Consider the following 26,177-nt stretch of genomic DNA (forward strand, 5'->3'; position numbering starts at 1 on the left):
ACAGCGACGAGTACGGTCGATCTCCGTCGACGGGCGCGTGGCTAACGCTCACGACGGGCATCGGTCTGCTCGCCTGAGCACGGCGCTGAGGAAACGCTTTCCGTATAAGCCGACGCCAAGCCCCGATACGATGAGAACGACTGCAACGATTTTGTTGAATGACAGGGGCTCATTGAAAATCATGACTGAACCCAGCAGTCCGAATACCGGCACCAATAACGATAACGGCGCGACGGTAGACACTGGGTATCGTTTCAGGAGTGAATTCCACACCCAGTAGCCGAACAGGGTGTTGGGGTAGACCTGGAACAGGATCGACAGGACGGCACGGTAGTCGAGTTGATTCACCAATGCGCTGTAACCCGTCGAGCCGTTGACCGCGTAATCAAGCGCGAAAAGAGGGATGGGCGAAAACGCACTGGACCACACCAGGAAAGCAAAGACCTGAGTGGTCCTGGCTTTTTTGTTGATTACGTTGGCCGCACTCCAGGCCACTGCGCCCAGCAGCACCAGGATCAGCCCGGCCGTCGTCACTGTCCCGTCAACAATCGAGATGATGCTCAACAAGCCACAGAAGGCGATGCCCATGCCCGCCAGTTGGTAGCGGGAAATGGTTTCCTTGAATACCCATGAGCCCAGCAGGATCGTGAAAAACGCGCTGAACTGAAGCACCAGCGAAGCGATGCCTGCGGAGAGGCCCGACTTGATGCCAAGGTTGACAACGCCCCAGAGTCCTATGCCGAAGACCAGGCCGTAACCAATGATGTAGCGCCACTGCACATCAGGTTTCGGAATGAAAAAGATCGCTGGAAGTGCGCAAAGCGTGAAGCGAATGCCGGCAAGAATCAGCGGGTCAATGGTGGTGAGGCCCAGTTTGATCACTGAAAAATTCACACCCCAAATGGCCGTAATCGAGATGGCGAGTAGCAGATGTCTGGCTTTCATGTTGATCGTCCTTGATTGGTCGGTGATAGATGACTCGTAAAAACCCAAAGCGCCAAAGCCGCAGCGCTGATTAATGCGCCCAGCAGGCTCACAGCCGTCCAGCCCCAGCGCGCATAAACCTGAGTCGCGGCGACCGCCCCCAGCGCACTGCCGACCGAGTAGAAGCACATGTAGGCGCCGACCATGCGACTCTGGGCGTCGGGTCGTGCGGCAAAAACAAGGCTCTGGTTGGTAACGTGTACGGCTTGCACCGCGAAGTCGAGCAAGATCACACCGCAGACCAGCGCGATCAGGGACGTCTGGGCAAAACTGATGGGCAACCAGGAAAGCGTCAGGAGCCCCAGCGAAAGGCCGGTCACCCGTTGTCCCAAACCTCGATCGGCCCACTGGCCGGCTCTTCTGGCAGCCAGGGCACCGGCGACGCCTGCCAAGCCAAACAGGCCGATGGCCGTGTGTGAAAGCGACAGTGGCGGAGCGCTCAGCGGCAGCACCATGGAGGTCCACAGCACGGAAAAAGCGGCAAAGATCAACAAGGCCAACAGGCCCCTGATCCGCAAAACCGGTTCGGTCATGAACAGCTTGAAGAGCGACCGGATCAGCGCGGGGTAGGTGTCTTGATTACGTGGCAACGCCGTGGCGGGCACCACTTTCCACAGGACCGCCGCGAGGGTCAGCATCAATCCTGAGGACACGAAATAGACGGCGCGCCAGCCCGCCAGATCTGCGATCAGCCCAGAGATAAACCGCGCCAGCAGAATGCCCAGGACAACTCCGCTCGTTATGGTCCCAACGGCCTGCCCGCGTTGTGAGGGCGTTGCGAGCGCGGCGGCATAGGCGACAAGCACCTGAACCACCACGGCGAGTAAGCCCATCATGATCATGGCGCCCAGCAGCACCAGCCATTGCTGCGAGGCGCCGACGGCCGCCAACGCTATGGCAGACAGCATTACTTGAGTCAAAATCAGCCGTTTACGGTTGACCCTGTCGCCCAGCGGTACGATGAACAGCAACCCCAGCGCGTATCCAGCCTGAGTGGCCGTCACCACGACCCCGATCAATCCTGAGGTGACGCCAAAACTCTCAGCCATGGAAGCGAGCAAAGGTTGGGCAAAGTAAACATTGGCGACGGCCAGCGCGCAGGTGACAGAAAACAATAACGTGAGTGACGGAGAAAGCCCCGAAGACGGGTCAGTCCTACTGTTTTCTCCGGTTTCCGCAGGCGGCAATCCTGCAGGCTGCCCGGTGCTACGTTTGGCTATTGTGTCGGCATCTGCTGTCATGAACGCCTCCATGGCGTTAAGCTGGTTGCAATTAACAACTGGATTCGATTATTGCTGAATCAAGTTTCAAATTGCAACCAGCTTGGTCGGCAGACTTGGCAACCGTTATCCAAAAGGTCAATACGATGGTCGAAGGCACTTCACCGCAAAGCAGCGAATGCCCGGTAGCAAGAACACTTGAGGTTATTGGGGATCGCTGGTCGCTCATGATCCTTCGCGACGCATTTGACGACATTCGCCGGTTCAGCGAATTTCAGAAGAGCTTGGGCGTGGCCAAAAATATTCTGGCCTCACGACTGAAAGCGTTGGTTGAAGTCGGGGTCTTCGACGTTCGACCGGCGTCAGATGGCAGCGCCTACAAGGAGTACGTCCTGACGGACAAAGGACGTGAGATCTTTCCAGTGGTGATCAGCATGAGGCAATGGGGCGAACGTTTCCTGTTCGAGCCGCAGGAGACGCGTTCTGTGCTGTTGGACAACGCGTCCGGCCAGACCCTGATGCCGATGGATGTTCGTTCATCAAGCGGACAAAAACTGGGACCCTCAGACTGCCACCGGGTGAGACTTGTCGACGGCGAGTCGTGAATCGACAGCGGTCGAGTTGGCCACTCGGAGTTCGTCATCAGCGGTTATTGCGCAAGATGGAAAAATTCAACGCCGCCGCCACACAAAGCCACACAAGGTAGGGGAACAGGATCAAGCCTGTGATCACATCTAGCCGCATCGCCATCACCACCATGGCTGCGACCACCAGCCAAAGCAGCGTCAGGATCACCATGCCGGCGAAAAGGCGGTGCGCGCCGAAAAACACCGGTGTCCATAGCGTATTAAGCGCAATCTGCGCCGCCCATAACGCCAGCACCACCTGGCTTCCAGGTATCAGGGACAACCGGTACCCGGCCCAGGCGAGCAGCAGATAGATAATCGACCAGGCGACTGGAAACAGCCAGTTGGGTGGCGTGAAGCTCGGTTTGACGAGTGATTCGTACCACTGGCCCGGTTTGAAAAGAAGGCCTGTACTGGCCGCAGCACCGCAGGCTAAAAGAAAAATCAGAAAAGTCATCATCAGTCCTTGGTTGAGGTCCGCTGTGTGGGGGGTGCAAAACCCTGTCGGCCGTTCATGCCGCTAGGCGCCCGGTACGCCAGGCACATCCATGTTGATCTTGCGCCAGACGGCTTCGGACAAGCTGTACACCGAAAAGGCGATCAACCCCAGGGCCATCACCATCAAGATGACGCCGCCGGCCGGTAGATTCTGCAGCGCATCGAGGGCTTCCTTCATGCCGGGCGGATCCATGGCTTTATAGCGGGAGCCGCTGATGATCAGCAGCAGCGCGATCTCGATAAAGACGATGCCCCGGGCGATCAGGCCGAACCGAGACACTGGGCGGACGTAGCGCATGACGTCTTCGTCCGCTTCAAAATATTTCTCGAACGACGACTTCCAGCCCTTGATGATGTGAGCGATGCCTACGCCAAGAGGGATGAGTGCGACGAGGTACACCAAGACATTCGAGTGTTCCCAGGACAACAGATTCGCCAGCAAATCCTTGGTTTGTCCACCGCCGGATTTGCCCGAGCTTTGGATGCCGCTGATGAGTAAGCCCAGCGCAAAAAACGCCAGCGCGCCGTTGACCAAACCTCCTGCCAACAGTCCTGCCCGAATGACCAGCCCCTTCATATTGTTACCGTGATGATCGACGTCGCGCAGGGCTTGCAACACTCGCCAACAGGCGAAGGCGAGCAGGCCTGCCACCACTAATCCGACTAAAACGTAACCGAAAGGCTGGCTTAACACGGCCTCCAGGCTCCGGTGAGTGTCCTTCGGTTTTGTCGAGTCTTGAGCCGCCAGCAGCGCGAAGATGCCAATGATCAGGTAAAGAACGCCGCGAGCGGCATACCCTCCCCGAGCGAGTACAACAAGGCTTTGGTGCGCAGACATGGGAGCTGATTCCAGAGAGGTACTAATCAGCAGACCTTTCAGGTTGGGAGGGGTTCGATTGAAGGTGGAGTTTGATCCGTCATCTGGTGGTGGGTGTCGCTTGAAGCAAAGGGCGTCTAGTCCAGTCAAAAAACCATGGGCCACCCCCATCCGTATCACCGGATCAAGGTGGCCCATTCCAGGCCTCATGGATTTAACGTTTGCATCACTTCACATCGAACCGATCCAGGTTCATCACCTTGGTCCACGCCGCCACGAAGTCTTTCACGAACTTCTCTTTAGCATCACTGCTCGCGTAAACCTCAGCCAGCGCCCTCAATTGCGCATGAGAGCCAAAGACCAGATCAACTCGCGTGCCGGTCCACTTCACTTCACCGGTTTTGCGATCGCGTGCTTCAAACGCCTCGTTAGCCTCCGAGGTCGGTTTCCATTCCACCCCCATGTCCAGCAGGTTCTTGAAGAAGTCGTTGGTCAACGCCTCTGGCTGCTGGGTGAACACGCCGTGTTTTGATTGCCCGACGGTGGTGTTCAACACGCGAAGGCCACCTACGAGCGCGGTCATTTCTGGCGCGGTCAATGTCAGCTGTTGCGCCTTGTCGATCAACAGATGCTCGGCCGACACGGTGTAGCGGGATTTGAGGTAGTTACGGAAGCCATCGGCGATGGGTTCGAGGAAACCGAAAGACTCGACATCCGTCTGCTCTTGCGAGGCGTCCATCCGCCCTGGTGTGAACGGCACCGTGACGCTGTGACCGGCATTTTTTGCCGCCTGTTCGACACCTGCATTACCCGCCAGCACGATCAGGTCGGCCAGCGAGATTTTCTTGCCGCTGTTGTTGAACTCGCTCTGGATGCTCTCGAGTTTCGCCAGCACATTCGCCAGTTGCTCAGGCTGGTTGGCTTGCCAGGATTTCTGCGGCGCCAGACGCAGGCGACCGCCGTTGGCGCCCCCACGTTTGTCGGAGCCACGGAAGGTGGACGCCGCCGCCCAAGCCGTCGATACCAGCTGCGAGACGCTCAGGCCCGAAGCAAGCACTTTGTTCTTGAGCGCTGCGACATCACTGTCGTTGACCAACGCGTGGTCGACTTCCGGGATCGGGTCCTGCCACAGCAGTTCTTCGCTGGGCATTTCTGGCCCAAGGTAGCGGGAGAGGGGGCCCATGTCGCGGTGGATCAGTTTGAACCAGGCACGGGCGAAGGCGTCGGCCAACTGATCCGGATTGGCCAGGAAACGCCGCGAGATCGGTTCGTAGATCGGGTCGAATCGCAGGGCCAGGTCCGACGTCAGCATGGTCGGATTACGCCGTTTGGACGGGTCGAAAGCATCCGGGATGGTACCGGCACCGGCGCCGTTTTTGGCGACCCACTGGTGCGCACCGGCCGGGCTTTTACTCAGTTCCCAGTCGAAGCCGAACAGGTTTTCCAGGTAGTTGTTGCTCCACCGGGTGGGCGTGGTGGTCCAGGTCACTTCCAGGCCGCTGGTGATGGTGTCCGGGCCTTTGCCGGTGCCGAAGCTGTTCTTCCAGCCAAAGCCCTGGGCTTCGAGGCCCGCCGCTTCGGGTTCGGCGCCGACGTTGTCGGCAGGTCCGGCGCCGTGGGTTTTGCCGAAGGCGTGGCCGCCGGCAATCAGCGCCACGGTTTCTTCGTCGTTCATTGCCATGCGGCCGAAGGTCTCACGGATGTCTAAGGCGGATCTGACCGGGTCTGGCTCGCCTTCCGGGCCTTCGGGGTTGACGTAGATCAGGCCCATTTGCACGGCGGCCAGCGGGTTTTCGAGGTTGCGGCCGTGCTCGGTACGGCTCTCCTCGTTTTTACCGGGTTCGGCGACGAGAGGGCCGTCACCGGGAGCTTCCACGGGAGCGTTTTCTTTGCCGTAGCGGGTGTCGCCGCCCAGCCATTTGTTTTCCGAGCCCCAGTAGACGTCTTCATCCGGTTCCCAGACGTCCGCACGGCCACCGGAAAAACCAAAGGTCTTGAAGCCCATGGACTCCAGCGCGACGTTGCCGGTGAGGACGATCAGGTCGGCCCAGGAGATTTTACGACCGTACTTTTGCTTGATCGGCCAGAGCAGCCGGCGCGCCTTGTCGAGGCTGACGTTATCCGGCCAGCTGTTGAGCGGTGCAAAGCGCTGCTGACCCGAGCCGGCACCGCCACGACCATCGCCCGTGCGGTACGTGCCGGCGGCGTGCCAGGCCATGCGTATGAACAGCGGCCCATAGTGACCGAAGTCCGCCGGCCACCAGTCTTGTGAATCGGTCATCAGCGCCGTCAGGTCGCGCTTGACCGCCTCAAAGTCCAGGGTCTTGAATGCTTCGGTGTAGTTGAAACCCTCATCCGTGGGGTCGGAAAGGGACGAGTGCTGGTGCAGGATCTTCAGATTCAGTTGGTTCGGCCACCAATCGCGGTTCGTCGTGCCACCGCCAGCGGCGTGATTGAACGGGCATTTCGATTCATTTGCCATGTGTGAGCTACCTTTGGTCGTGTTTCATCCGGCTATCGGCCCGGGGTGGGCGTGAGATAGCAACGAGCGAACTCAATGACATAGGCTGCAGGACCCACAGTTGGATCAACTGATTGTCTGGACCACACGGGATTCTGTACTGCGGCGGTGGCCCACGGATGGCCTAGTCAAGCTTCGGACTCATTCCTGTCTCCTTATCAGCACTAAACCGGCCAGCTTGTTCCGCCAGCGCTGGATACAGGTTAGACCCCACTCGGGAAGTCAGCTAATAGGTGGAGTATTGGGGAGTGATAGGCAGAGTCTTTTACGGATGTCGCGGGGAGGGCCCGCGTCTATCTGGAGCATAGACGCGGGTTTGCAGGCTTGAGCGGTTACTTTCGAACGTTCTGGTACAGCATCAACCGTGAGGTTTCATGCATGGCCCGGGTCAGCGCTGACAGGCGTTTGAACTCTTCAGGGTTTTTCTCGGCAACGTTGTCCCGTGGTGTCATCGAGGCCAGGTCGTGAAGGGTCGGCGAGCTGCCGTCGTGCTCCATCTGCACCATGTAGTGTTGAGTTACGCCGGCAATCAGCGGGAACGTGCCCTCACGCAACACCAGTGGCACCACGCGCTCGCCCTCGGGCGCGGGCTGCTGGATATCACGGCCCATGCCGCTGTTGCGAAACTCAAGACCGGCCATCCCCGCCACGGTAGGCAGCAAGTCCACCAGGCCGACCGCTTCCTTGACCTCGCGCGTTCCGATCAGGCCTGGTGCGTGGATGATCATCGGCACCGCGTTGCTTTCCAGGCCCAGTTGCTCGTAGGCCGGAGCCAGGAACGGGATCTGCGCGATCCGGGTGTTGTGGTCACCAAACATCACGAAGATGGTGTTTTCGTACCAACCGCCGGCCTTGGCGATTTCCATCAAGCGGCCGAGGTTGAAGTCCAGCAGGCGCACGGCGTTGTACTGCTCGACACTGCGCGATCCAGCGGCCTGTACTTCGGCCAGGGTAGGGTGCTTGACCTCGAAGCCGTCATTGCTTTTTGGAATCGTGAACGGGCGGTGATTGCCGGCCGTCTGCACATAGGCAAAGAACGGTTTGTCCTTGGGCAGTGCTTGCAGGATCTGGTCGGTTTCCTTGAACAGGTCCAGATCGGAAATACCCCAGACATCCACCACCGGCGATTTCCAGTCCCGCTCTTCGAACAAACGCACGCCGTCGATGCTCTGGCGGATCAGGGCATTCATATTGGCCCAGCCGGAGTTGCCGCCGATGGTGTAGATCTTCTCGTAACCGGTGAACGCATTGATCAGCGTGTTTTGCTGGGTGATCAGAGGATTACGCGTCGCGGTTTCCTGGCGAGTGACATCAGGCACCCCGCTGATGCTGGCCCAGACGGTTTTCGCGGTCCCCGTCACTGGCACGTAGAAGTGCTCGAAGAACCAGCTCTGGGTGGCTAGCCGATCGAGATTGGGCGTCGGATTGATCGGGTTTCCGTAAGCGCCGACGGCACTGGTGCCCAGCGATTCAAGCATGATGAACATCACGTTCGGGGGACGCGAGCCCGGGATCTTGTACGGTTGGGGCGCCTGGTGCCGCACGAAATCAAGGGTCTGCGGGTCGGGCTTGTCGACGCCCAGGTAGTTGGCCATGACCGCGTAATGTTCGCGCACCTGCGCCTCGTCATAACGCGACTGCCCGACTTTGCCCGTATCGTAGAGAAACAGCACCGGGTTCAGGCCCAGCGCGGCGATTTGGTTATTACCCGAGAAGAACGCATCGCTCCAGCGCAACGGAACGGGGTTTTCAAGGTTCATGTTTTCGACACGACCCAAAATGCCCAGCAGCACCAAGACGACCATCAACGCACCGCCCCACGTCGCGGAGAGCTTGCGAATGGCCTTGCGAGGGCGGTCCAGCGTGACGCGTTCCAGACGCACCAGGGCCAGTGTCACCAGCGCGACCGTCGCCAGCCAACCCAGTGAAATCCAGATCACCGGGTAAGTCTGCCAAACCATGTCGCGGGAGATCTGCGCATCCTCGATGAAGCGCAGCACGGTGGCGTTGATCCTCACGCCCAGGTAGGCGTAATGGCCAAAGTCGATGATGTAGATCAGCAACAGCACGCTCAGGGCTGCGATCAGGTAGACGCGTGCGATGCGGCGCAGCAGACGGCTGCCGAGCAGGTTCCAGCGAGGGATCCAGGCCAGCAACGCCAACGGCAACATCGTCAGAATGGCCAGGCGCAGATCGAAACTGAAGCCGATGCTCAGGGTTTCCCAGACGCTCTTTGTGTCGATCAGGGCTTTGGGTTCGAACCCGGAAAAGCCGAAGAAGAACACCACCCTCAGCAGTGCAAACAGCACAAACGCAATCGCTGTAGCGCCTAGCCAATAATGTAAACGTCTCGAGTGCAGCCAACCCATCCCTGTTCCCCTGTTAAAAAGTCGTTAAATCTCAAACGGATTTGAATTCGTCGGCCACCGCACCACGCCGCTTGCTTGAGTGGCGATACGTCCAGCGCAGGGAAAGCGTCAGCAGTGCCCCGCAGCAGTACAGACCCAGCAGCGGATCAACCAGGTAATCCCAATAGTTTTGCGAAGGTTTGATCCCGGCGATGAAGGCCAGGGTTGCGCTGGCCAGCATCAAGACGGCCAGGCCATTGCGCAGGTAAAACAGGCCCAGCGTGAGCACGGCGAAGAAAATCAACATGGGGCGCGGGCTGTAGCCTAACCGATAGGGGTCCACATCACTCATGCCCAGAGTGGCCGGGTACAACACCACGGCCATCGCGGCGAAGAGGATCAATACGCCGGTCTTGCCCCGTGCCGGTGGCAGCATCTCCAGCCGACGCAAGCAGCCCCACGCCATGAACACCAGGGTGGTAATCGCAAGGTCATCAATGTAGCTGCGCAAATAGGCGGCCAACGACAACCCGTCCAGCGAGATGAAGCTGACGGCCAGCAACGCGGCCAGCAGTGCGATCCGCCAGGTCCTGGGCAGGCCGAACGAAGGCAGCACCAGAAAGATGATCATTGCGAAGCTGACATGGGCTTGCCACAGGCTGATCATTTGAGACGCTCGTTAAGCCATGCATCGTTAAAGGTAACGTGCTTGATGAAGGTGTTGTTCCAGGAATAAACCAAGTGATACATGCCGTCAGGACTGCGGATGAAGTAGGGGTATTCGTATTCGAATTCACATTCCTGGTTTTTACAGACACGGTTGTCGAGGTTATCCAGGAACTCCGCTTCCAGTGATTGGCGGTGTGCGCCGCTGGACCCGCGGAATTCTCTGCCAATGATCTCCTTGTAGGCTTCGGGAGAAAATGGCGCGCCCAGTGGATCCGGGGATTTGTCCAGGTCCCGCAACGAGCGCCAATCGTCCATTTTGGCGTCGGTTCCATACAGGCTCAGCTTGAAGCGCCCCTCACGCAGGTCGTTGAGCGCCACCAGCAACCCGTGTTCGGGTGTTGCGACGGCGGCCAGCGAGGAATTCGGATTCGAGGGGTCGAGCGGATAAGGCTCGCTCCAGGTTTGCCCGGCGTCTTCAGTGCGGGTCGCCAGAACACGGTGGTGGGTGTTGCCGGCATAACGCAGCAAGGCGATGCCGCGCTGGCCGTCCAGCGGCACCACCGTGGGTTGCAATGAATTCATGCCGTGGCTGATGCGGAATTTATCGATCACATCGCCGTCTGCGCTCAGGTAGAGGTACTCGGCAAACTTGCCCAGGAACTCGTGATAGACCGGCAGGCCGATGGAACCGTCGGCATGAAACACCGGTGCCGACCGGACCAGGGTGCTGATGTTCAGAAAGGGCGAGGTGATCAGTTGGCGCGGAGCGGACCAATGTTCACCGAAGTCGTCGGACACCATCACATTGACCGCGCTTCCGGCCCAGCCACCCATGGAAACGGACACGTAGAACAACCACACCCGATTATCCGGCGCGAGGGCCACCACCGGGTTGCCCAGCTTGCGAATGTATTTTCGAGTGCCCTGTTGGGTCGAATCCCGCGTCGCCAGGACCTTTTCCGCCCCCCATTCGCCGGTTTTCGAGTCGAACCGGGCGGAGCGCACCTGCACATCGGCTGCGCCTTCTCGGGAGCCGGCGAACCAGACCGTCATCAGACTGCCGTCGGGCAGTGCGGTGACCGCTGAGGAATGCACGAAATCCACCAGCCCGGAGGAGGCGAAACGGCTGGTATAGATGGGCTTGGCCACTTTTCCGGCCACTGCCATCACGGGACTGATCTGGGCAAAGGAAGAGTGCGTATTGGCAGGATTGATGATCCACGCGGTCGCAAACAGGCAGGACAGTAGAAGGTAAGCACAGAAGGCAGGAAAACTAGGAAGATTGATGCGCATGACTACGTTGGCATCTCGGGCCCGATAAGGCGCCCAACGTAACACTCGGTAGTACAGGATCGGGTTTTATGACTAGCTAAATTGTAAGCAGGTATTTGTAGCATGCAGCCCTGTCGACGCGCACAGTTTGATTGAGCGTCTGAGACTGTTGGGCTAGAGGGTTTGAGGCGGGCTGTAAGACATTTTGCCGTTGGTCGCAAAGGCCGGGGCTGTCACTGTCGAGTCATTGGGGTGTGGGTTGTTTGTTTGGGCCTCTTCGCGGGCAAGCCACGCTCCCACAGGACTTGCGTCGTTCACATGAGGAGTGATCGACAAAATCCCCCTGTGGGAGCGTGGCTTGCCCGCGAATACGGCAGCACAGACACAGAAGCTTTCAGACCAGAACCCACCTGGAACCTAGTGCTGTCTGTACGTCTTTAGGGTGAAGGCATTCCCTGCCGGGCTTTTACCCTCAAGCGTTATCTCATTGTCCTTGATCATCAGGATTTTGAGTTCGTCGGAAGCGCCGGACGCTAAGCCGTCGCTAAAGGTAGGCATGGAAGGCCCGGCAAACTTGGCAACCAGCGAGGGGGCAATGGCGGTGCCGTTGATTACGTAAGACTTGGGAATCGATTTCATGTCAGCCAATGTGAACGAAAGCAGGCTGGAGTCGGCCGTCCAGCGACCGATGAAGCGGGGGTTGTTGGGGTTGGCTTCGTGAAACGTGGCGCTTGCGGCCCTGGTGACAGTTCTAAGCGGCATTGCAACGATTTACGCCACTAGCCCGACGACGCCCGAAAGAGCTGGCTACCTGGCCGCGCTGATCAACTGTCGCTACATCGCCAATGCCTTGTGGAGTGCCGCGCAAACGCTTGAGCTGCTTGACGAAAACTCAGTCAGCATCGCGATGCGCCTCGTCATTGGTGGCGTCGCATTTAAGAACCTGCCTTTGGTCGGTGTACCTGAACCGCATTCACGATGGATTGATCCATTCTGAAAGAACTTTCGAGGGGCGCTGCCATGCACTCGTTTGCCAATCTGCTGACTCCGGCGCAAGAGCAAAAGCTGCGTGCGCTCAACGCCTGGCATCTCGTCCTTGAGGACTTGAAGCTGCGCATGGAGTGTCCCGATGCCTATCACGAAGAACTGATTCGTCAGTCTGACGAGATGGATCGCCTGGGAATCGTGAGTTGGCAGGAATGGCGGGACCTCAGGGTGGAGGCCGATCAAGCGTATCTGCGAGCCATCGCGGGTGAGGATTATCACCGAGCGCTTGAAAAGGGTGAGCGCCTGATTTATTCGGGCTCTACTCGCATGAACAAAACCATCAGTGCCACAGATCTGACCACGCGGGAGAATCGGCAACATTCAGCGCGCCAGTGAAAACCGCCAGGCGTCCGAGAAACGCTTGGCGGCGTTCGATGGGGTAGGGCCCAAAACCATTAAAATTTTCATGGGTGATGCGGGGCCGTGCTGTGTTGAAACACTCGTGTGGGCGCTCAAAACATGCACACCGCACCTTGGAACACTACCCGCCCAAACTGTGCATTGGCGTCCAGCGGCGTGACGGCCAGCAACTGATCCAGACGGATGTCCTGCGGGCCGTCAGCCGTTTCAAGGCAGAGAAACTCTTCCTTGTCGCTGGAGGTCCGCGTCGTCAGCGCTTTGGCGACCAGGCGTGTGCCGTCGTTCAGCTCGATATCCAGTCGATAACCGCGCAGGCAGGCGATCTCCAGGTAGTCGTGCAGATCGCAGTTCAAAGGCTGATACGCGTTCATTTCGTTACTCCTGGCAACCTTGCAGTTTGATGATGAAGTGACCTTGCTTGCTGATCGCCTCAGCGACGACCGGATTGCTCGGTTCAACGTGGCAGAACCGGCATTCATTCTGGGAAATATCTTCGTCCTGAACGCCCTGTTCATCAAGGAAGCGTCGGGCATAGGACTTCGCCAGTTCAGGGTCGTTGCTGTCGATCAATACATCGAAATGCAAGTAGCGGCCGTCTTTGGTACGCACGTGGGTATCGAACACTTTGACGCTCATGATTTGCTCCTTCAGGTTTCCAGATGTCAGGGGTGGGTTTGTTTCGAATCGATACCAAGCCTACGACAAGGCCACTTTTTGTCAATATGGTTTTTATTCGATACTATTTATCACCCCTGTCGATTATGGAATTTGCCGTGTTGTTCGATCTGCTGGAAAGACTGTCGAGCTTGACGCGCGTCTGGTTTCGCGAACACCCGAAACTGACGGATCTGCAGCCGATTCAATTGAGCGCGCTGATGTATCTGGGCCGCTGCAATCGTTACTCCAACACGCCGTTGGCGGTCACCGAGTACCTGGGACTGACCAAGGGCACCGTGTCGCAATCGCTCAAGGCGCTGGAATCCAATGGGCTGCTGATAAAGACTCCGGACGCCAAAGACAAACGCAGCGTGCACCTGGAATTGACCGCGCTGGCCAGAGCCCTGCTGGACGACGTACTGCCGCCGGAGTTTCTGGTCGCTGCCGCCAAGCGCATGGGCGCTCGTTCAGAGGATCTGGAAGGGCTGCTGCTGGAGTTGTTGAGGACTATTCAACAAGGGGAAAATGTACCGGATTTCGGGCTTTGCCGATCTTGTCGCTTCCATCAGACAGTGGCTGGCGGGGCCTTTTGTGGGCTGACTCAGGAACCCCTGGAGTCCGGCGAAATCGGTTTGATTTGCAGGGAGCATCAAGTGCCCGAAGGCGTGCTCGATTGAAACCAGTCCAGAATTTCGACCATCACAAGGATCCCCCATGGGTTTAAGCAAACGCGATCAGGCACGCATCGAGCGTCGTTTGGTGGCCACCCTGACAGAAGCGTGTGAAACGGCCAAAGCGCAAATCGTCGGATTCGAATGGCTGACCCACGAAGTCGATTACCACGATTTTCCTTCCAGCCTGAGGGTGATTTGGGTCTTCGATACGCAGGCGAATAAGGATCAGGCGCTGGCCAGCGGGCAGGGCGAGCGTATGGTCGAACTGACGGCTACAGCGTTAAGCGAAGCGGATGTTCACATCAGGTCGGTCCCAGCCTTCGTGCAGTTTGATTCTGAAGAGCAATGCCAGCGCGCCAATGGCGGCAATTGGCAGCAACGTCTGGCGCGCAAGCGCTAGTCCTATAGCGAATCGGCTTCGTACCAGCACGCTTTGGATTCAATACAGGTATGTTTCTGCTTCAACGCCATAAAAGGCGTATCCAGCGTACCGATCGCTATCGAAACCCACTCCGAAAACTTCCCCTTCGAATCAGACCAGAACAGCGACGAGCCGCAGTGGGAGCAGAACTGACGTGTGACACCTTTGGACGATTCGTAACCCTTGAGCGCCGTTGCTCCCGCCACGACAGAAACCGCCGACCTGGGCGCGCTCGCATACGTCGCGAAGGCCGCTCCGTGGCCCTTCTGGCATTGTTTGCAGTGGCAATGGGTGACGGCTTTCAGCTCTGTGGATACGTGATATTCAACGGCGCCGCACAGGCAGCTGCCTTGGTGAAGCTCATCCATGTTCATAGGTTCCTTGATTTTCGTCGCGATACTGTAGCGGTCTGGCTCAAGGTTTGGCGATGGCTGCAGCGATCAGAAAGCGGCGGCGCGCAATCACACCGAGGACCAGCGGCACCTACCGCATGTCGCAAAACACCGAAAGTCCGACGTCAGGCTTCAAAGAGTGGCCGGCGCAGCCGATAACGTGTTCATAAAAGCGACGTACCGAGAGGGCTACCCCATGTCTATAAAATTACGCTTGTTGCTGCTGATTGGTACGAGCTTGCTCACCGCGCTGATCGTGAGCCTGGTCAGTTACGTGGGAAACACCCGGATGGCCGAAGCGGTGAAGGACAACGAGGTCAGCATGACCGCGCTGCGCAATCACCTCGAAGCCGACATGATGCACGACGCGCTGCGCGCCGATGTGCTGTCCGCGATGGTGGTCGGGCTGGGCAAAAGCACCAGCAGCAAAGCCGACGTGCGCAGTTCCATCGAGGAGCATGCGGCGCATTTTCGTGAAGTGCTGGGTGAAAACCTCAAGCTGCCGGTCAACGACACCATCAAGGCCGGCCTGAACAAGGTCAAGCCGAGCCTCGACACCTACATCAGCGCGGCCGAGCGCATTGTCGGTCTGGCGCTGGAAAATCCGGATTCCGCGCAAAAGGAACTCGGCACGTTCAATACCGCGTTCAGCCAACTGGAGGACCAGATGGCGGCCCTCAGCGAGGTGATCGAAACCAACACCCAGCAGACCAGTAAAAGCACCGAGCAGGCCATCAGCAGCGCCAACTTCACCCTAGGTATTGTGCTGATCAGCAGCCTGTTGTTACTGCTTATCCAGGGACGCTGGGTGATTCTGAGCATCATGGGGCCGTTGCAGACCGCCAGCCGCATCGCCCAAAGCATCGCCCACGGCAACCTCAGCGAGCCGATCGTCGAACCGACCCACAATGACGAAGCGAGCGCATTGATCCGCAGTCTGGCGACCATGCAGCGCGACTTGCGCGGCATGATCGAGGTGGTTCGCAGCAATGCGCATGGCGTCAGCGGCATGAGCGTGCAGTTAAGCAGTGGCTGCCATCAGGTCGCCGACAGCAGCCAGCAGCAAAGCGTCGCCGCCAGCACCATGGCCGCTGCCGCGAGCGAAATGACTGCCAGCATCGAGGAGATCACCCGTCACGCGGAACGCGCACTGAACATGGCCAACCAGGCCGAGGCACTGGCCAAGGATGGTGGTCGCGTGATTCATCAGGTGGTCAATGACATGGACGGCATTGCGCGTTCGGCGCAGCAGTCAGCCCAGGTGATCCGCACGCTGGACAAGGAGTCCGAGGGGATTTTCAGCATCATTCAGGTGATCAAGGGCATCGCCGATCAAACCAACCTGCTGGCCCTCAACGCCGCGATCGAGGCCGCTCGCGCCGGTGAACAGGGCCGTGGTTTTGCCGTAGTGGCCGACGAAGTCCGCAGTCTCGCGGGACGCACCAGCGCCTCCACGCAGGAAATTGCCAGCATGGTTTCGCGCATCCAGCAAAGCACCCGCGAGGCGGTGACCAGCATGGAGGCGGGCGTTGCGCAGGTCGACAAAGGCATGGCCGTAACCGCCGACGTCGAACGCGCGATCCGCGAAATCCTCGAGGCCACGCTCAATACCACTGAGCTGGTGAATGACATCACCCGCACAATCGGCGAGCAGAGCCTGGCCAGTAACGAAATTGCCCATCAGGTGGACATGATTGCCGGGATGTCGGAGGGCAACAGCAAGATTATTGGCCAGACGGCTTCGACTACCGATGAGCTATCGAGCCTGGCGGGCAAGCTTTCGCAGTCGGTGGATCGGTTTCGGCTTTAAGGGATTGCGACAGGAGAAGGCGTGGTAATTCGCGCCTTCATAGGCGACGCTTATTTAGCTCCGTTAAACGATCAATACGGTTGTTTGTATATCCAGCTTGAAACCATAAGTTCTGAAAAAGTACTGCTTTCTATCGGTTTCGAGTGTGACGAAGGGCGCTTTTCTTCTGTTGCATACAAAGGCTTTCTTGGGGCTGTAGTTATCCAGAAACGCTTGGCCGTGTGTCGTCTTTATCAGCTCAATGGTTGATTTCAGTTGTTCAATGGCTTCGTTTTTCCAAGCGCTGCCCCCTCGCTCCTTCAATTCGACCAAGTACAGTTCTCGGTCTGTTGTCAGCATACAGTCACAACGGCCATGGCCAGTTTGTTCGTCGTTCTGAATCACACAATTATCGATGGCTGTAAAAAGCACCTCCTTCTGATCGTCATTTTTGACAGTGGCGATCCAGGTTTCTGGACTTGAGATGTCAACATAAGCAACAGGCGAGGTGTGGTCGTCGCAGAGCCCGAACTGGACATGACTGAAAGGACCGCTTTGGCAACGATGGTCAAGAAAATTCACGCGCCCAGTTCCTCCTCAAGCTCCAGGAGGCGGTCGAATAATTCATTGCCCACTCTTAGCGATTCATTCAGGTAATTTTGATCTGTTGGTACGCCATCAATCAGTGGCAGTTTGACGACGGTTCCAGTTGTCTCATCGGCTTGGTAAATCGCTAAGTCGTTGGCATTCACCAAAGCGCTCAAAGGGATGACATCGCTCAGTTTTGGCAATAAATCTTTTTCCCTTTTTCTCTTCAGAATGTCGTCGTGCAGATGCTTGCCTTGCACAGCAATGGTCAAGTAGTTAACTACATAAGGACTGTGGGTGGTCATCACCAGCCGATTGTCCTTGCCTTGATTGTTGAATGTCAGCAGGCTTTTGAGAATATTCCATTGTGACTGTGGATAGAGATTCTGCTCAGGCTCTTCAACGATGTTGATAAACGCAGTCTTATTAAATTTGGATGATAAAGCAGAAAGGGCTGCACGCTTTTGTTCTTCCGTCAGCGCCGCGAGAGAGAAAATTTGCGCGGCACTTTTTTTGAATCGCTCAAGCTCGTCTGCACTCATGGATTCCTGGCTGTTTTCGCTTTGTTGTCGAACAGTGTTGGCCAGGTAGTGGCTGACTAGGTAAAGAGGTACGGCAGATTGAAAACCACTCGAGGCATCGTCCAGTCTCAATTTGTAATCAGACTCTCGGATATTGAGAATGTCGTTGAGCTTGTCATATTCCAGCTCTGCTTTATTAATGGGAAGCTGCAGAGTGCCTTTCATATTGGATTTGGCGCTTTCAAATTCTGTCAGAAATTCCTTGAGGGAGTCAGAAGATAGCTTGAGCTCTTTAGGATGCCTGACGTAAGAGATGAAATTTCGTTCAGCAGGTACGTACATGATTTGCGGCAGGCAGTAGCGGTTAGCTTTGGATTCGCTAATGTGCAATTGGCCATGGGCATATTTAATCGAATACGCCTCTCCCTCATACTCGATTTCAGCCTCGTCCGGTCTATCAGTAGAGAAGTAGTTCTCCAGACGGTGATAGGTCAGAAACCGACTGGTCAGGCGGTTTTTGCGTTCAAACCATTTCTTATCGTAATCACCTCGCACCAAAGCCTTTTCGATCCACGAGAAGGTCGAAAAAAGCTTAGCCAGTGTGCTTTTACCTGAGCCTTGATTGCCTACGAATACCGTCACGCGTTTGAACTCTATCCAGCCATTGTTTTCCTTCAGCCCTTCGCGAATAGGACCAAAATTCTTGACGCGTAGGCGAATCATTGTTCACTCCTAAAATGGATGAGCTTATACGGTGGATACAACGCACTCCAAGCACGGAGCAACAATGGCCCAATATTGACACGTCTGGTGGGCATTTGGCTTCAGCGAGGTTGAGTTGGATTACTTCAGACACAGGTGTCGGTGCTGATTGCTACGTCATGGCATGAGTAATAATTCCTTGGCTGACGAGCGCTCGCAATTGGTCGATCGGATCCGCCTCTGATGTCTCAGAGGTATTTATCCGTAACCGCCCCCTCCGACGCACTGGACACGGTCTTCGCATACTTGGCCAGCACCCCGCGTTTGTACTTGGATTGCGGGCGCACCCAGCGGGTCTTGCGCTCGGCCAGTTCGGCATCGGAGACGTCCACGGTGATCTGCCGGGTTTCAGCATCAATGGTGATCTTGTCCCCGTCTTCAATCAGCGCAATCGGCCCGCCTTCAAAGGCTTCCGGCGTGATATGCCCCACCACGAATCCATGGGAGCCGCCGGAGAAGCGACCGTCGGTGATCAGCGCGACCTCCTTGCCCAGGCCTTTGCCCATGACCGCCGACGTGGGCGAGAGCATTTCGCGCATGCCCGGCCCACCCTTGGGCCCTTCGTAGCGAATGACGATGACGTCGCCGGCCTGGACTTCGCCATTGAGAATTCCGGCCAACGCGCCTTCTTCACCGTGATACACGCGCGCCGTGCCTTCAAAGCGCAAACCTTCCTTGCCAGTGATCTTGGCCACCGCGCCGGTCGGTGAGAGGTTGCCGCGCAGCACCACCAGATGAGAGTCCTTTTTGACGGGGCGGTCGAACGGCAGAATCACGTCCTGGCCTTCGGGGTAGTCGGGCACGTTTTCCAGGTTTTCTGCCAGGGTCTTGCCGGTCACCGTCAGCACGTCGCCGTGCAGCATGCCGGCCGCGAGCATGCGTTTCATCAACGGCTGGATGCCGCCAATGGCCACCAGCTCGCTCATCATGTACTTGCCGCTGGGGCGCAGGTCGGCCACCACCGGGGAGATCTTGCCCAGCTCGACAAAATCGTCCAGCGTGAGCTCGACATCCACTGCATGCGCCATGGCTAAAAGGTGCAGCACGGCATTGGTCGAGCCGGCGAGGGCGATCACCACGCGGATGGCGTTCTCGAAAGCTTTGCGAGTCATGATGTCGCGCGGCTTGAGGTCCAGCTTGAGCAGCTCCATGACCTGCTGACCGGCGCGGAAACTGTCTGAGGCTTTATCGCTGCCGACGGCGTCCTGGGAACTGGAACCGGGCAGGCTCATGCCCAACGCTTCAATGGCCGAGGCCATGGTGTTGGCCGTGTACATACCGCCGCAGGAGCCGGGGCCGGGGATCGCCACTTCCTCGATCTGCTTGACCTGAATCTCGTTGATGTCACCGCGGGCGTGCTGACCCACGGCCTCGAACACGGAAATGATGTCGGTATGGCCAGCGCCCGGGCGAATGGTGCCGCCATAGACGAAGATCGACGGGCGATTGAGCCGCGCCATGCCGATCAGGCACCCCGGCATGTTCTTGTCACAACCACCTACGGTTACCAGGCCGTCAAAGCCCTCGCAACCGGCCACCACCTCGATGGAATCGGCGATCACTTCCCGCGACACCAGCGAATACTTCATGCCTTCGGTGCCGTTGGCGATGCCGTCGGAAATGGTGATGGTGTTGAAAATGACGCCCTTGGCGCCCGCGGCATTCGCGCCTTTTTCCGCTTCAACAGCGAGTTTGTCGATGTGCATGTTGCACGGCGTGACCATCGCCCACGTCGAGGCGATGCCGATCTGCGGTTTCTTGAAGTCCTCATCCGTGAAGCCCACGGCCCGCAGCATGGAACGGCCGGGCGCGCGCTCCACGCCGTCGACCACTTGAGAGGAGTACTTACGCAAATTGTCTTTGTCGCTCATGACGTTCCCTTCTATCCAGATCGCTGGCCCGACCGGTGTGGCCCGAAGCAACGCATAGAGTCTAGACCCGGCGGCGACAAAAATCAGTTTGCTAATCCAGCGACCCCGCACACACCTCCCGAAGACATCCGCGCAACCACTGGTGCGCGGCATCGGCGTCCATTCGCGGGTGCCAGAGCATTGAAATGGTGATCACTGGCGTGGCGACCGGAAGGGCAAAACTGTGCAGGCCGGCGCGCAGCGTGTGGGTGTGGCGTTCGGGCACCGTAGCGATCAGGTCCGAGGCCCGCGCCAGCGCCAGCGCGGCGGAAAAACCGCCGACGATGGTGACGATCTCACGGGTCAGTCCAAGCGTGTTCAACGCATCATCCATCGGCCCTTGGTCCCGTCCACGCCGAGAGACCAGGACATGCCTGCCGCCCGCATACCGGGCGGGCGTGATCTTGCCCTTGCTCAGTGCATGCCCCGGGCGTACCACGCCGATAAAACGGTCCTGGTACAACGCGCGGGTGCGCACTTCCGGGCTGGTGGTGTCTGCGACAACGCCGGTTTCCAGATCGACCGTGCCGTCACGCAGCAGCGTGCTGTCCTGGTTCAGTTTCTGCAAAAAGTGCAACCGTACCCCGGGTGCTTCTTCGCTGAGCCGGGCAATCAGCGCCGGCCCGAAGTTCTCTACAAAGCCGTCGCTGGTACGCAACGTGAAGGTACGCGCCAGTTGCTTGAGGTCGAGCTGCTCGGCGGGGCGCAGTACCGCTTCGGCGTGCTGCACCAGTTGGGCGACGTGTTCGCGCAGTTCCAGTGCTCGGGGTGTCGGCACCAGGCCGCGTCCGGCGCGGACCAGCAGGGGATCGCCGGTGGTTTCACGCAGTCGCGCCAGCGCCCGGCTCATCGCCGAAGGGCTCAGCCGCAGTCGTTGGGCGGCACGCGCCACACTGCCTTCGGTGAGCAGCGCATCGAGGGTAATCAGCAGGTTCAGGTCGGGAGTCGTCATGGTTCAACGTTAGCACGGCAGGGCGATGACATGGCGTTGCGTGCAGGTATCAAGTGCAAGTGGTGCGTCTTCCGCCCTGTCAGGCGCGGGCATACGCTGAAGGTCGACACTTCATCAAGGGCCCAACCATGAAACTCACCACGCCATCCGGCTCGGCTCGCTGGGCGCTCGCCAGCCTGTCGCTGTCGATGTTGATGCCTTCACTCGACACCAGCATCGCCAATGCTGGCTTGCCGGTCTTGTCCCAGGCACTCGACGCTTCTTTCCAGCAAATCCAGTGGATCGTCCTCGCGTATCTGCTCGCAATCACCACGTTGATCGTCAGCGTTGGACGCTTGGGCGACATCGTCGGTCGCCGCCGCTTGCTGTTGAGCGGGATCGTCATCTTCACCTTGGCTTCACTGGCCTGTGGTCTCGCGCCTTCGCTGGGGTGGCTGGTCGCAGCGCGAGCGGTGCAAGGCCTCGGCGCGGCGATCATGTTGGCGCTCACCGTGGCGATGGTCGGTGAGACGGTGCCCAAGGCGCAGACCGGCAGCGCCATGGGATTGCTCGGCACGGTGTCGGCGATCGGCACCACGCTAGGGCCATCGCTCGGCGGCGTGTTGATCTCTGGTTTCGGCTGGCAGGCGATTTTTCTGATTAACCTGCCACTGGGCGTTTTGAACGGTGTGCTCGCGTATCGCTACTTGCCTGCGGATCGCCAAATGCCGAAGGCTCTGCGCGGCGGTTTCGACCTGGCGGGCACGTTGGTTCTGGCCCTGACGCTCGGTGCGTATGCGCTGGCAATGACAGGGGGTGAAGGCGATTGGGGTTCGCTCAACCTCGCGTTACTGTTGATCGCTGTTGCCGGGGCAGGCGTTTTCCTGTTCGTCGAGGCGACGGTTGCATCGCCCCTGATCAAACTGGCGCTGTTGCGTGATCGGGGATTGAGCGCGAGCCTGGCCATGAGCATGCTCGTCTCGACGGTGATGATGTCGACGCTGGTGGTCGGGCCGTTTTATCTCTCGGGCGCACTCGGTTTGAATGCCGTGTTGGTCGGGCTCACGTTGTCCGTCGGCCCGCTGGTTGCCGCGTTGACTGGCGTGCCCGCCGGCCATCTGGTGGACCGTTTTGGCGCACAGCGCATGACCGTTTTGGGGCTCGTCGCGATGGCGTTCGGCGCTTGTGTGCTGTCGATGATGCCGACGCGTTTCGGTGTCCTCGGCTACCTCGCACCCATCACCGTGATCACCTCCAGTTATGCGCTGTTTCAGGCGGCCAACAACACGTTGATCATGACCGGCGTGAGCCAGGATCAGCGCGGCGTTATTGCCGGACTGCTCAGCCTGTCACGCAATCTCGGGCTCATCACCGGCGCCTCGGTGATGGGCGCGGTGTTTGCGCTGGCGGCATCGACAACCGACGTCACCCGCGCAGCCCCGGAAGCGCTCGCCCATGGCATGGCAATCACCTTTGCGGTCGCGGCGGGGGTGATTGGCCTGGCGCTCGCCATCGCGTTGCCCGCCTTGAAAAGTGAACGCGTGGTGGCGTAAATCCAGGCGTCAAAGCCGTAGGCCAGGATGATCCCGACCACCCGCATGATCAGCCCGCCGATCAACAGCGTATGAGACAACTTCAACAATCCCCAGGTATGGCTTGCCACTGGGGGCGGGTGCTGCTTCGTCATGCGTCAATGCAACGAATGCCGCCTCAGGGCCTCATATGAAAAGGACGGGTCCACCGGTGCAGGTACGCATGGGATGGCCACGCGCACATTTACCCCGACAACAGGTGACTGCTTTTATGACCGCAGCTGACAAAAACCATGTGACCTGGCTGGTTGAGCAATCGATGCTGCATGCCGCCAGGCAACGGGCCAAACTCTATTCGGGGCAAGGTCGGCTGTGGCAACAGCCTTACGCCCATACCCGGCCCCGTGATGCGTCAGCCCTGGCCTCGGTGTGGTTCACCGCCTACCCGGCGTCCATCGTCACCCGTGAAGACGGCAGCGTGCTGGAAGCCCTGGGCGATGAAACCTTATGGCATGCCCTGTCGAAAATCGGCATTCAAGGCATTCACAATGGGCCGCTGAAAATGTCGGGCGGCCTGACGGGCACCCAACGCACACCGACCATTGACGGCAATTTTGACCGCATCAGTTTCGAGATCGACCCGCAACTGGGCACCGAGGTACAGCTCCAGGCACTGGTGCGCATGGCCGCCGCGCACAATGCGGTGATCATCGATGACGTGATCCCTTCGCACACCGGCAAAGGCGCGGATTTCCGCCTGGCCGAGATGGCCTATGAAGACTATCCGGGTCTCTACCACATGGTCGAAATCCGCGAAGAGGACTGGCCGTTGCTGCCGGACATTGCCGACGGTCGTGATGCGCAAAACCTCAGTCCGCTGCAGGTCGACGTGCTCCGGGACAAGCACTATATCGTCGGCCAGTTGCAGCGGGTGATCTTCTTCGAACCCGGAGTCAAGGAGACCGACTGGAGCGCGACGCCGGTCGTGATCGGCGTCGATGGCAAGCCGCGACGCTGGGTCTATCTGCATTACTTCAAGGAAGGTCAGCCGTCATTGAACTGGCTGGACCCGACCTTCGCCGCGCAGCAGATGATCATCGGTGATGCGCTGCACGCCATTGACGTCATGGGCGCGAAAATCCTGCGCCTGGACGCCAACGGATTCCTCGGCGTGGAGCGCACGCTCGACGGCACGGCCTGGTCTGAAAGCCATCCGTTATCGATCACCGGTAACCAGTTGCTGGCCGGTGCTATCCGCAAGGCCGGTGGTTTCAGTTTTCAGGAGCTCAACCTGACCGTCGACGACATTGCCAACATGTCCCACGGTGGCGCCGACCTCTCGTATGACTTCATCACCCGACCGGCCTACCAGCACGCGTTGCTGATGGGCGACACCGAGTTCCTGCGCTTGATGCTGCGCCAGATGCATACCCTCGGTATCGACCCGGGTTCGCTGATCCATGCCTTGCAAAACCACGATGAACTGACCCTGGAGCTGGTGCATTTCTGGACGCTGCATGCCCATGACACCTACCTCTACCAGGGCCAGACCTTTCCGGGCAACATCTTGCGCGAACACATTCGCGAGCAGATGTACGAACGTCTGGCGGGCGAGCACGCGCCCTACAATCTGAAATTTGTCACCAACGGCGTGTCTTGCACCACCGCCAGCATCATCACTGCAGCGCTGGGGATTCGTGATCTCGACGCGATGACGGCGGCGGACATTCAACAGATCCGCCAGGTGCATTTGCTGTTGGTGATGTACAACGCCATGCAACCGGGCGTGTTTGCGCTGTCGGGCTGGGACCTGGTCGGCGCGCTACCGTTGCCGGCTGAACAGGTCGAGCACTTGATGGGTGACGGCGACACCCGCTGGATTCATCGTGGCGCCTACGATCTGGTGGACCTCAATCCGGATGCGCCGCTGTCCGCGGGTCTGATGCCACGTCCGAAGACGTTGTATGGCAGCCTGCCCAGCCAATTGAAAGACCCGGATTCGTTCGTCTCGCAACTCAGAAAAATCCTCGCCGCGCGCCGCGCCTACGATATCGCTGCCAGTCGGCAGATTCTGATTCCGGATGTCCAGCACCCTGGGCTGCTGGTCATGGTCCATGAATTGCCGGCCGGCAAAGGCACGCAAATCACCGCGCTGAACTTTGGCTCGACGCCGATCACCGAAACCTTGCACCTGCCCAATATCGCGCCGGGGCCGGTGGTCGACATCATCAACGAGCGAGTCGAAGGTGATCTCACCCCTGAGGGTGATTTCACCATTACGCTGGATGCCTACGAAGGATTGGCACTGCGCGTGGTGAGCAGTTCGCCGATGATTTAAGGGCGTTGGCTGGCGTCAGGGAACAAGGTCCTGACGCCTGATGGTCTGCCGTCAAGATGCGGCGCTAATCAGCCTCGACACGTTTGAAGGACACTGAAAGGATTTTTTTAAGGTACCTGGCCATGGGGGTTTCTATCTTTTTGTGGACGACATAAGACGCACTTATCATCAAGGCGATGGTGCCCCACAGTAGTAGGTGCGGGTTCATCGCCGGATAAGCAACGTTAAAGATCATAAAGCCGATCATTTGATGGAGCAGGTAAAGTGGATAAGTGAGCGCGCCTAATGCAGTCCAGTTCAATGCTCCGATGGCTGCCGTTTTATTCGTTGCGATCAAAAGAAACGTCATGAAGAACAAGATAATCATGCTGGATACGATCAGGAGATCGAATTCGGTTGAATATTTTGATTCGAGCAGTTTGGCCCAGACAATGGCCGTGTAGTTGGCCAATGCCAATGCACCTGCCAACAGGAGCACACGTGTCGTCGTGAATCCCTTGGCCCAAATAATGTAGAACGTCGCACCCGCGATGAAATAGGCCGCGTAATCGGTAATTAATATCGAGCGCAGTTTTTCAAAAGCGAGCACTTCTGCGGTGGCTGAGACCAATAGCCAAAGCACGAGGTAAGTCTCTATTTTTTCTATTTTCTTGAAGCCCAACACAATGGATATCATCACGTAGAACTTTATTTCTACAAACAGGGACCAGTAGACCCCGTCAATCGGCGGCACACCCATCAAGTCGCCAAGGAATGTCATGTTAATAATGTATTGGTAAAAATCAGCCGTGAATCTCGGCTGTCCGATGGCAAGAGTGATCAGGAATGTGAGGGTGCAGCACACCCAGAATGCAGGGCAGAGACGAACGACACGGGATATAAAAAATACCCTGAGATTATTGCTCGATGCGGTCATCAGAATGACGAATCCGCTGATCATGAAAAAAAGTTCTACGCCCAGATAACCATATTTCGCAGGTTCGGCCAATAACGGGTAGGGCATTACAGACAGGTCGCCCTTTGCATACCCGCGAAAAGCATAGTGAAAAAACACGACTGCAATTGCCGCGAGGAAACGCAGCAAATCCAGTTCTTTCAGCCGGCGTTGGATCATGTCGATGCGCTCCAGACGTGTTAGCGCGAATTGGAAACTGACCACGCTGCCGATTGAAATTTGACCCTGGCCGACCGCTACAGCAGCAGTAGCGCCTCGTGGACTTCAATTGAAGGTGTCATGCCTTTTTTGCGTCGGCTGTGGAGCCAGCGCCTGGTTTTGTCTATATCGAAGATCTGGCCCTGA

Annotated in this window: 24 protein-coding genes and 3 pseudogenes; 10 read left to right on the forward strand and 17 right to left on the reverse strand. The window is 58.1% G+C overall.

The window, feature by feature from the left end; translation table 11 throughout:
- Window positions 1-48 precede the first annotated feature (48 nt).
- Complete coding sequence (locus ACA051_RS12850; protein ID WP_497375070.1) at window positions 49-945, reverse strand: EamA family transporter; 897 nt, start codon at window positions 943-945, stop codon at window positions 49-51.
- Complete coding sequence (locus tag ACA051_RS12855; RefSeq protein WP_497375072.1) at window positions 942-2,225, reverse strand: MFS transporter; 1,284 nt, start codon at window positions 2,223-2,225, stop codon at window positions 942-944. The genes ACA051_RS12850 and ACA051_RS12855 overlap by 4 nt, the downstream gene beginning before the upstream one ends.
- 125 nt (window positions 2,226-2,350) lie before the next feature.
- Here ACA051_RS12855 and ACA051_RS12860 point away from each other — a divergent pair, with 125 nt between their 5' ends.
- Window positions 2,351-2,809, forward strand: coding sequence for a winged helix-turn-helix transcriptional regulator (locus ACA051_RS12860; protein WP_497310581.1), 459 nt, complete (start codon window positions 2,351-2,353; stop codon window positions 2,807-2,809).
- Window positions 2,810-2,846: 37 nt separating this feature from the next.
- Here ACA051_RS12860 and tspO read toward each other — a convergent pair whose 3' ends face one another.
- The 7 genes from tspO to ACA051_RS12895 form a co-directional block, all read right to left on the reverse strand.
- Window positions 2,847-3,287 (reverse strand): tryptophan-rich sensory protein TspO, encoded by a 441-nt coding sequence (gene tspO, locus ACA051_RS12865; RefSeq protein ID WP_497310146.1) that lies wholly within the window; start codon window positions 3,285-3,287, stop codon window positions 2,847-2,849.
- A gap of 63 nt (window positions 3,288-3,350) precedes the next feature.
- Window positions 3,351-4,166 carry a DUF1206 domain-containing protein gene (locus tag ACA051_RS12870; RefSeq protein ID WP_497375074.1) on the reverse strand — a complete coding sequence of 272 codons (816 nt, stop codon included), beginning with the start codon at window positions 4,164-4,166 and terminating at the stop codon, window positions 3,351-3,353.
- A gap of 205 nt (window positions 4,167-4,371) precedes the next feature.
- Window positions 4,372-6,627 (reverse strand): catalase/peroxidase HPI, encoded by a 2,256-nt coding sequence (gene katG, locus ACA051_RS12875; protein ID WP_497310147.1) that lies wholly within the window; start codon window positions 6,625-6,627, stop codon window positions 4,372-4,374.
- 371 nt (window positions 6,628-6,998) lie between these two features.
- Window positions 6,999-9,035, reverse strand: a complete 2,037-nt coding sequence (locus ACA051_RS12880; protein ID WP_497310148.1) for an LTA synthase family protein — start codon at window positions 9,033-9,035, stop codon at window positions 6,999-7,001.
- 31 nt (window positions 9,036-9,066) lie between these two features.
- Window positions 9,067-9,681, reverse strand: a complete 615-nt coding sequence (locus ACA051_RS12885; protein ID WP_497375076.1) for a hypothetical protein — start codon at window positions 9,679-9,681, stop codon at window positions 9,067-9,069.
- Window positions 9,678-10,976, reverse strand: coding sequence for a sialidase family protein (locus ACA051_RS12890; protein ID WP_497375078.1), 1,299 nt, complete (start codon window positions 10,974-10,976; stop codon window positions 9,678-9,680). The genes ACA051_RS12885 and ACA051_RS12890 overlap by 4 nt, the downstream gene beginning before the upstream one ends.
- 396 nt (window positions 10,977-11,372) lie before the next feature.
- Window positions 11,373-11,717 (reverse strand): hypothetical protein, encoded by a 345-nt coding sequence (locus ACA051_RS12895; protein WP_497375080.1) that lies wholly within the window; start codon window positions 11,715-11,717, stop codon window positions 11,373-11,375.
- Between ACA051_RS12895 and ACA051_RS12900 the strand changes: the two genes are divergently transcribed.
- From ACA051_RS12900 to ACA051_RS12910, 3 genes and pseudogenes are all read left to right on the forward strand, one after another.
- On the forward strand, window positions 11,698-11,952 hold the full coding sequence (locus tag ACA051_RS12900) for a hypothetical protein (protein WP_497375081.1): 255 nt from the start codon (window positions 11,698-11,700) through the stop codon (window positions 11,950-11,952). The two genes, ACA051_RS12895 and ACA051_RS12900, sit on opposite strands and share 20 nt — an antisense overlap.
- Before the next feature lie 23 nt (window positions 11,953-11,975).
- Window positions 11,976-12,221, forward strand: a pseudogene (locus tag ACA051_RS12905) (hypothetical protein); the annotation flags it as partial.
- Between the two features lie 106 nt (window positions 12,222-12,327).
- Window positions 12,328-12,420, forward strand: a pseudogene (locus ACA051_RS12910) (DNA methylase); the annotation flags it as partial.
- Window positions 12,421-12,454: 34 nt separating this feature from the next.
- Here ACA051_RS12910 and ACA051_RS12915 read toward each other — a convergent pair.
- Window positions 12,455-12,733, reverse strand: a complete 279-nt coding sequence (locus ACA051_RS12915; protein ID WP_497310152.1) for a Rho-binding antiterminator — start codon at window positions 12,731-12,733, stop codon at window positions 12,455-12,457.
- A 4-nt stretch (window positions 12,734-12,737) separates the two neighbouring features.
- Window positions 12,738-12,998: a DUF2024 family protein gene (locus ACA051_RS12920; RefSeq protein ID WP_109632290.1), complete on the reverse strand. Its 261-nt coding sequence runs from the start codon at window positions 12,996-12,998 to the stop codon at window positions 12,738-12,740.
- 125 nt (window positions 12,999-13,123) lie between these two features.
- On the opposite strand from ACA051_RS12920, the gene ACA051_RS12925 reads away from it, so the two are divergent.
- Together ACA051_RS12925 and ACA051_RS12930 are read left to right on the forward strand one after the other, a co-directional pair.
- Entirely contained in the window at window positions 13,124-13,696 is a 573-nt protein-coding gene (locus ACA051_RS12925; protein WP_497375546.1) for a MarR family winged helix-turn-helix transcriptional regulator, read from the forward strand.
- A gap of 37 nt (window positions 13,697-13,733) precedes the next feature.
- Entirely contained in the window at window positions 13,734-14,093 is a 360-nt protein-coding gene (locus ACA051_RS12930; protein ID WP_497375082.1) for a hypothetical protein, read from the forward strand.
- 2 nt (window positions 14,094-14,095) lie between these two features.
- On the opposite strand, the gene ACA051_RS12935 is transcribed toward ACA051_RS12930, so the two are convergent.
- Complete coding sequence (locus tag ACA051_RS12935; protein WP_497375083.1) at window positions 14,096-14,482, reverse strand: GFA family protein; 387 nt, start codon at window positions 14,480-14,482, stop codon at window positions 14,096-14,098.
- A gap of 220 nt (window positions 14,483-14,702) precedes the next feature.
- Here ACA051_RS12935 and ACA051_RS12940 point away from each other — a divergent pair.
- A pseudogene (locus ACA051_RS12940) lies at window positions 14,703-15,458 on the forward strand (MCP four helix bundle domain-containing protein); the annotation flags it as partial.
- 132 nt (window positions 15,459-15,590) lie between these two features.
- On the forward strand, window positions 15,591-16,316 hold the full coding sequence (locus tag ACA051_RS12945) for a methyl-accepting chemotaxis protein (RefSeq protein ID WP_438269360.1): 726 nt from the start codon (window positions 15,591-15,593) through the stop codon (window positions 16,314-16,316).
- A 63-nt stretch (window positions 16,317-16,379) separates the two neighbouring features.
- On the opposite strand, the gene ACA051_RS12950 is transcribed toward ACA051_RS12945, so the two are convergent.
- The 4 genes from ACA051_RS12950 to ACA051_RS12965 all read right to left on the reverse strand — a co-directional run bounded on the left by ACA051_RS12950 (window position 16,380) and on the right by ACA051_RS12965 (window position 21,028).
- Window positions 16,380-16,877 carry a hypothetical protein gene (locus ACA051_RS12950; RefSeq protein ID WP_497375085.1) on the reverse strand — a complete coding sequence of 166 codons (498 nt, stop codon included), beginning with the start codon at window positions 16,875-16,877 and terminating at the stop codon, window positions 16,380-16,382.
- Window positions 16,874-18,127, reverse strand: coding sequence for an AAA family ATPase (locus ACA051_RS12955; protein WP_497375086.1), 1,254 nt, complete (start codon window positions 18,125-18,127; stop codon window positions 16,874-16,876). The genes ACA051_RS12950 and ACA051_RS12955 overlap by 4 nt, the downstream gene beginning before the upstream one ends.
- A gap of 227 nt (window positions 18,128-18,354) precedes the next feature.
- Window positions 18,355-20,037 (reverse strand): dihydroxy-acid dehydratase, encoded by a 1,683-nt coding sequence (gene ilvD / locus ACA051_RS12960; RefSeq protein ID WP_497310156.1) that lies wholly within the window; start codon window positions 20,035-20,037, stop codon window positions 18,355-18,357.
- A gap of 91 nt (window positions 20,038-20,128) precedes the next feature.
- A complete protein-coding gene (locus ACA051_RS12965; RefSeq protein WP_497375088.1) occupies window positions 20,129-21,028 on the reverse strand; it encodes a LysR family transcriptional regulator in 900 nt (299 codons plus the stop codon).
- 128 nt (window positions 21,029-21,156) lie between these two features.
- Here ACA051_RS12965 and ACA051_RS12970 point away from each other — a divergent pair, with 128 nt between their 5' ends.
- Both ACA051_RS12970 and treS read left to right on the forward strand, forming a co-directional pair.
- Window positions 21,157-22,560 carry an MFS transporter gene (locus tag ACA051_RS12970; protein WP_497375090.1) on the forward strand — a complete coding sequence of 468 codons (1,404 nt, stop codon included), beginning with the start codon at window positions 21,157-21,159 and terminating at the stop codon, window positions 22,558-22,560.
- Between the two features lie 250 nt (window positions 22,561-22,810).
- Complete coding sequence (gene treS, locus ACA051_RS12975; protein ID WP_497310159.1) at window positions 22,811-24,877, forward strand: maltose alpha-D-glucosyltransferase; 2,067 nt, start codon at window positions 22,811-22,813, stop codon at window positions 24,875-24,877.
- Between the two features lie 64 nt (window positions 24,878-24,941).
- Here the strand turns inward: treS and ACA051_RS12980 are convergent, their stop codons facing one another.
- Window positions 24,942-25,991 (reverse strand): acyltransferase family protein, encoded by a 1,050-nt coding sequence (locus tag ACA051_RS12980; protein ID WP_497375092.1) that lies wholly within the window; start codon window positions 25,989-25,991, stop codon window positions 24,942-24,944.
- Window positions 25,992-26,177 lie beyond the last annotated feature (186 nt).

This window comes from Pseudomonas sp. LBUM1669 (assembly GCF_059695705.1).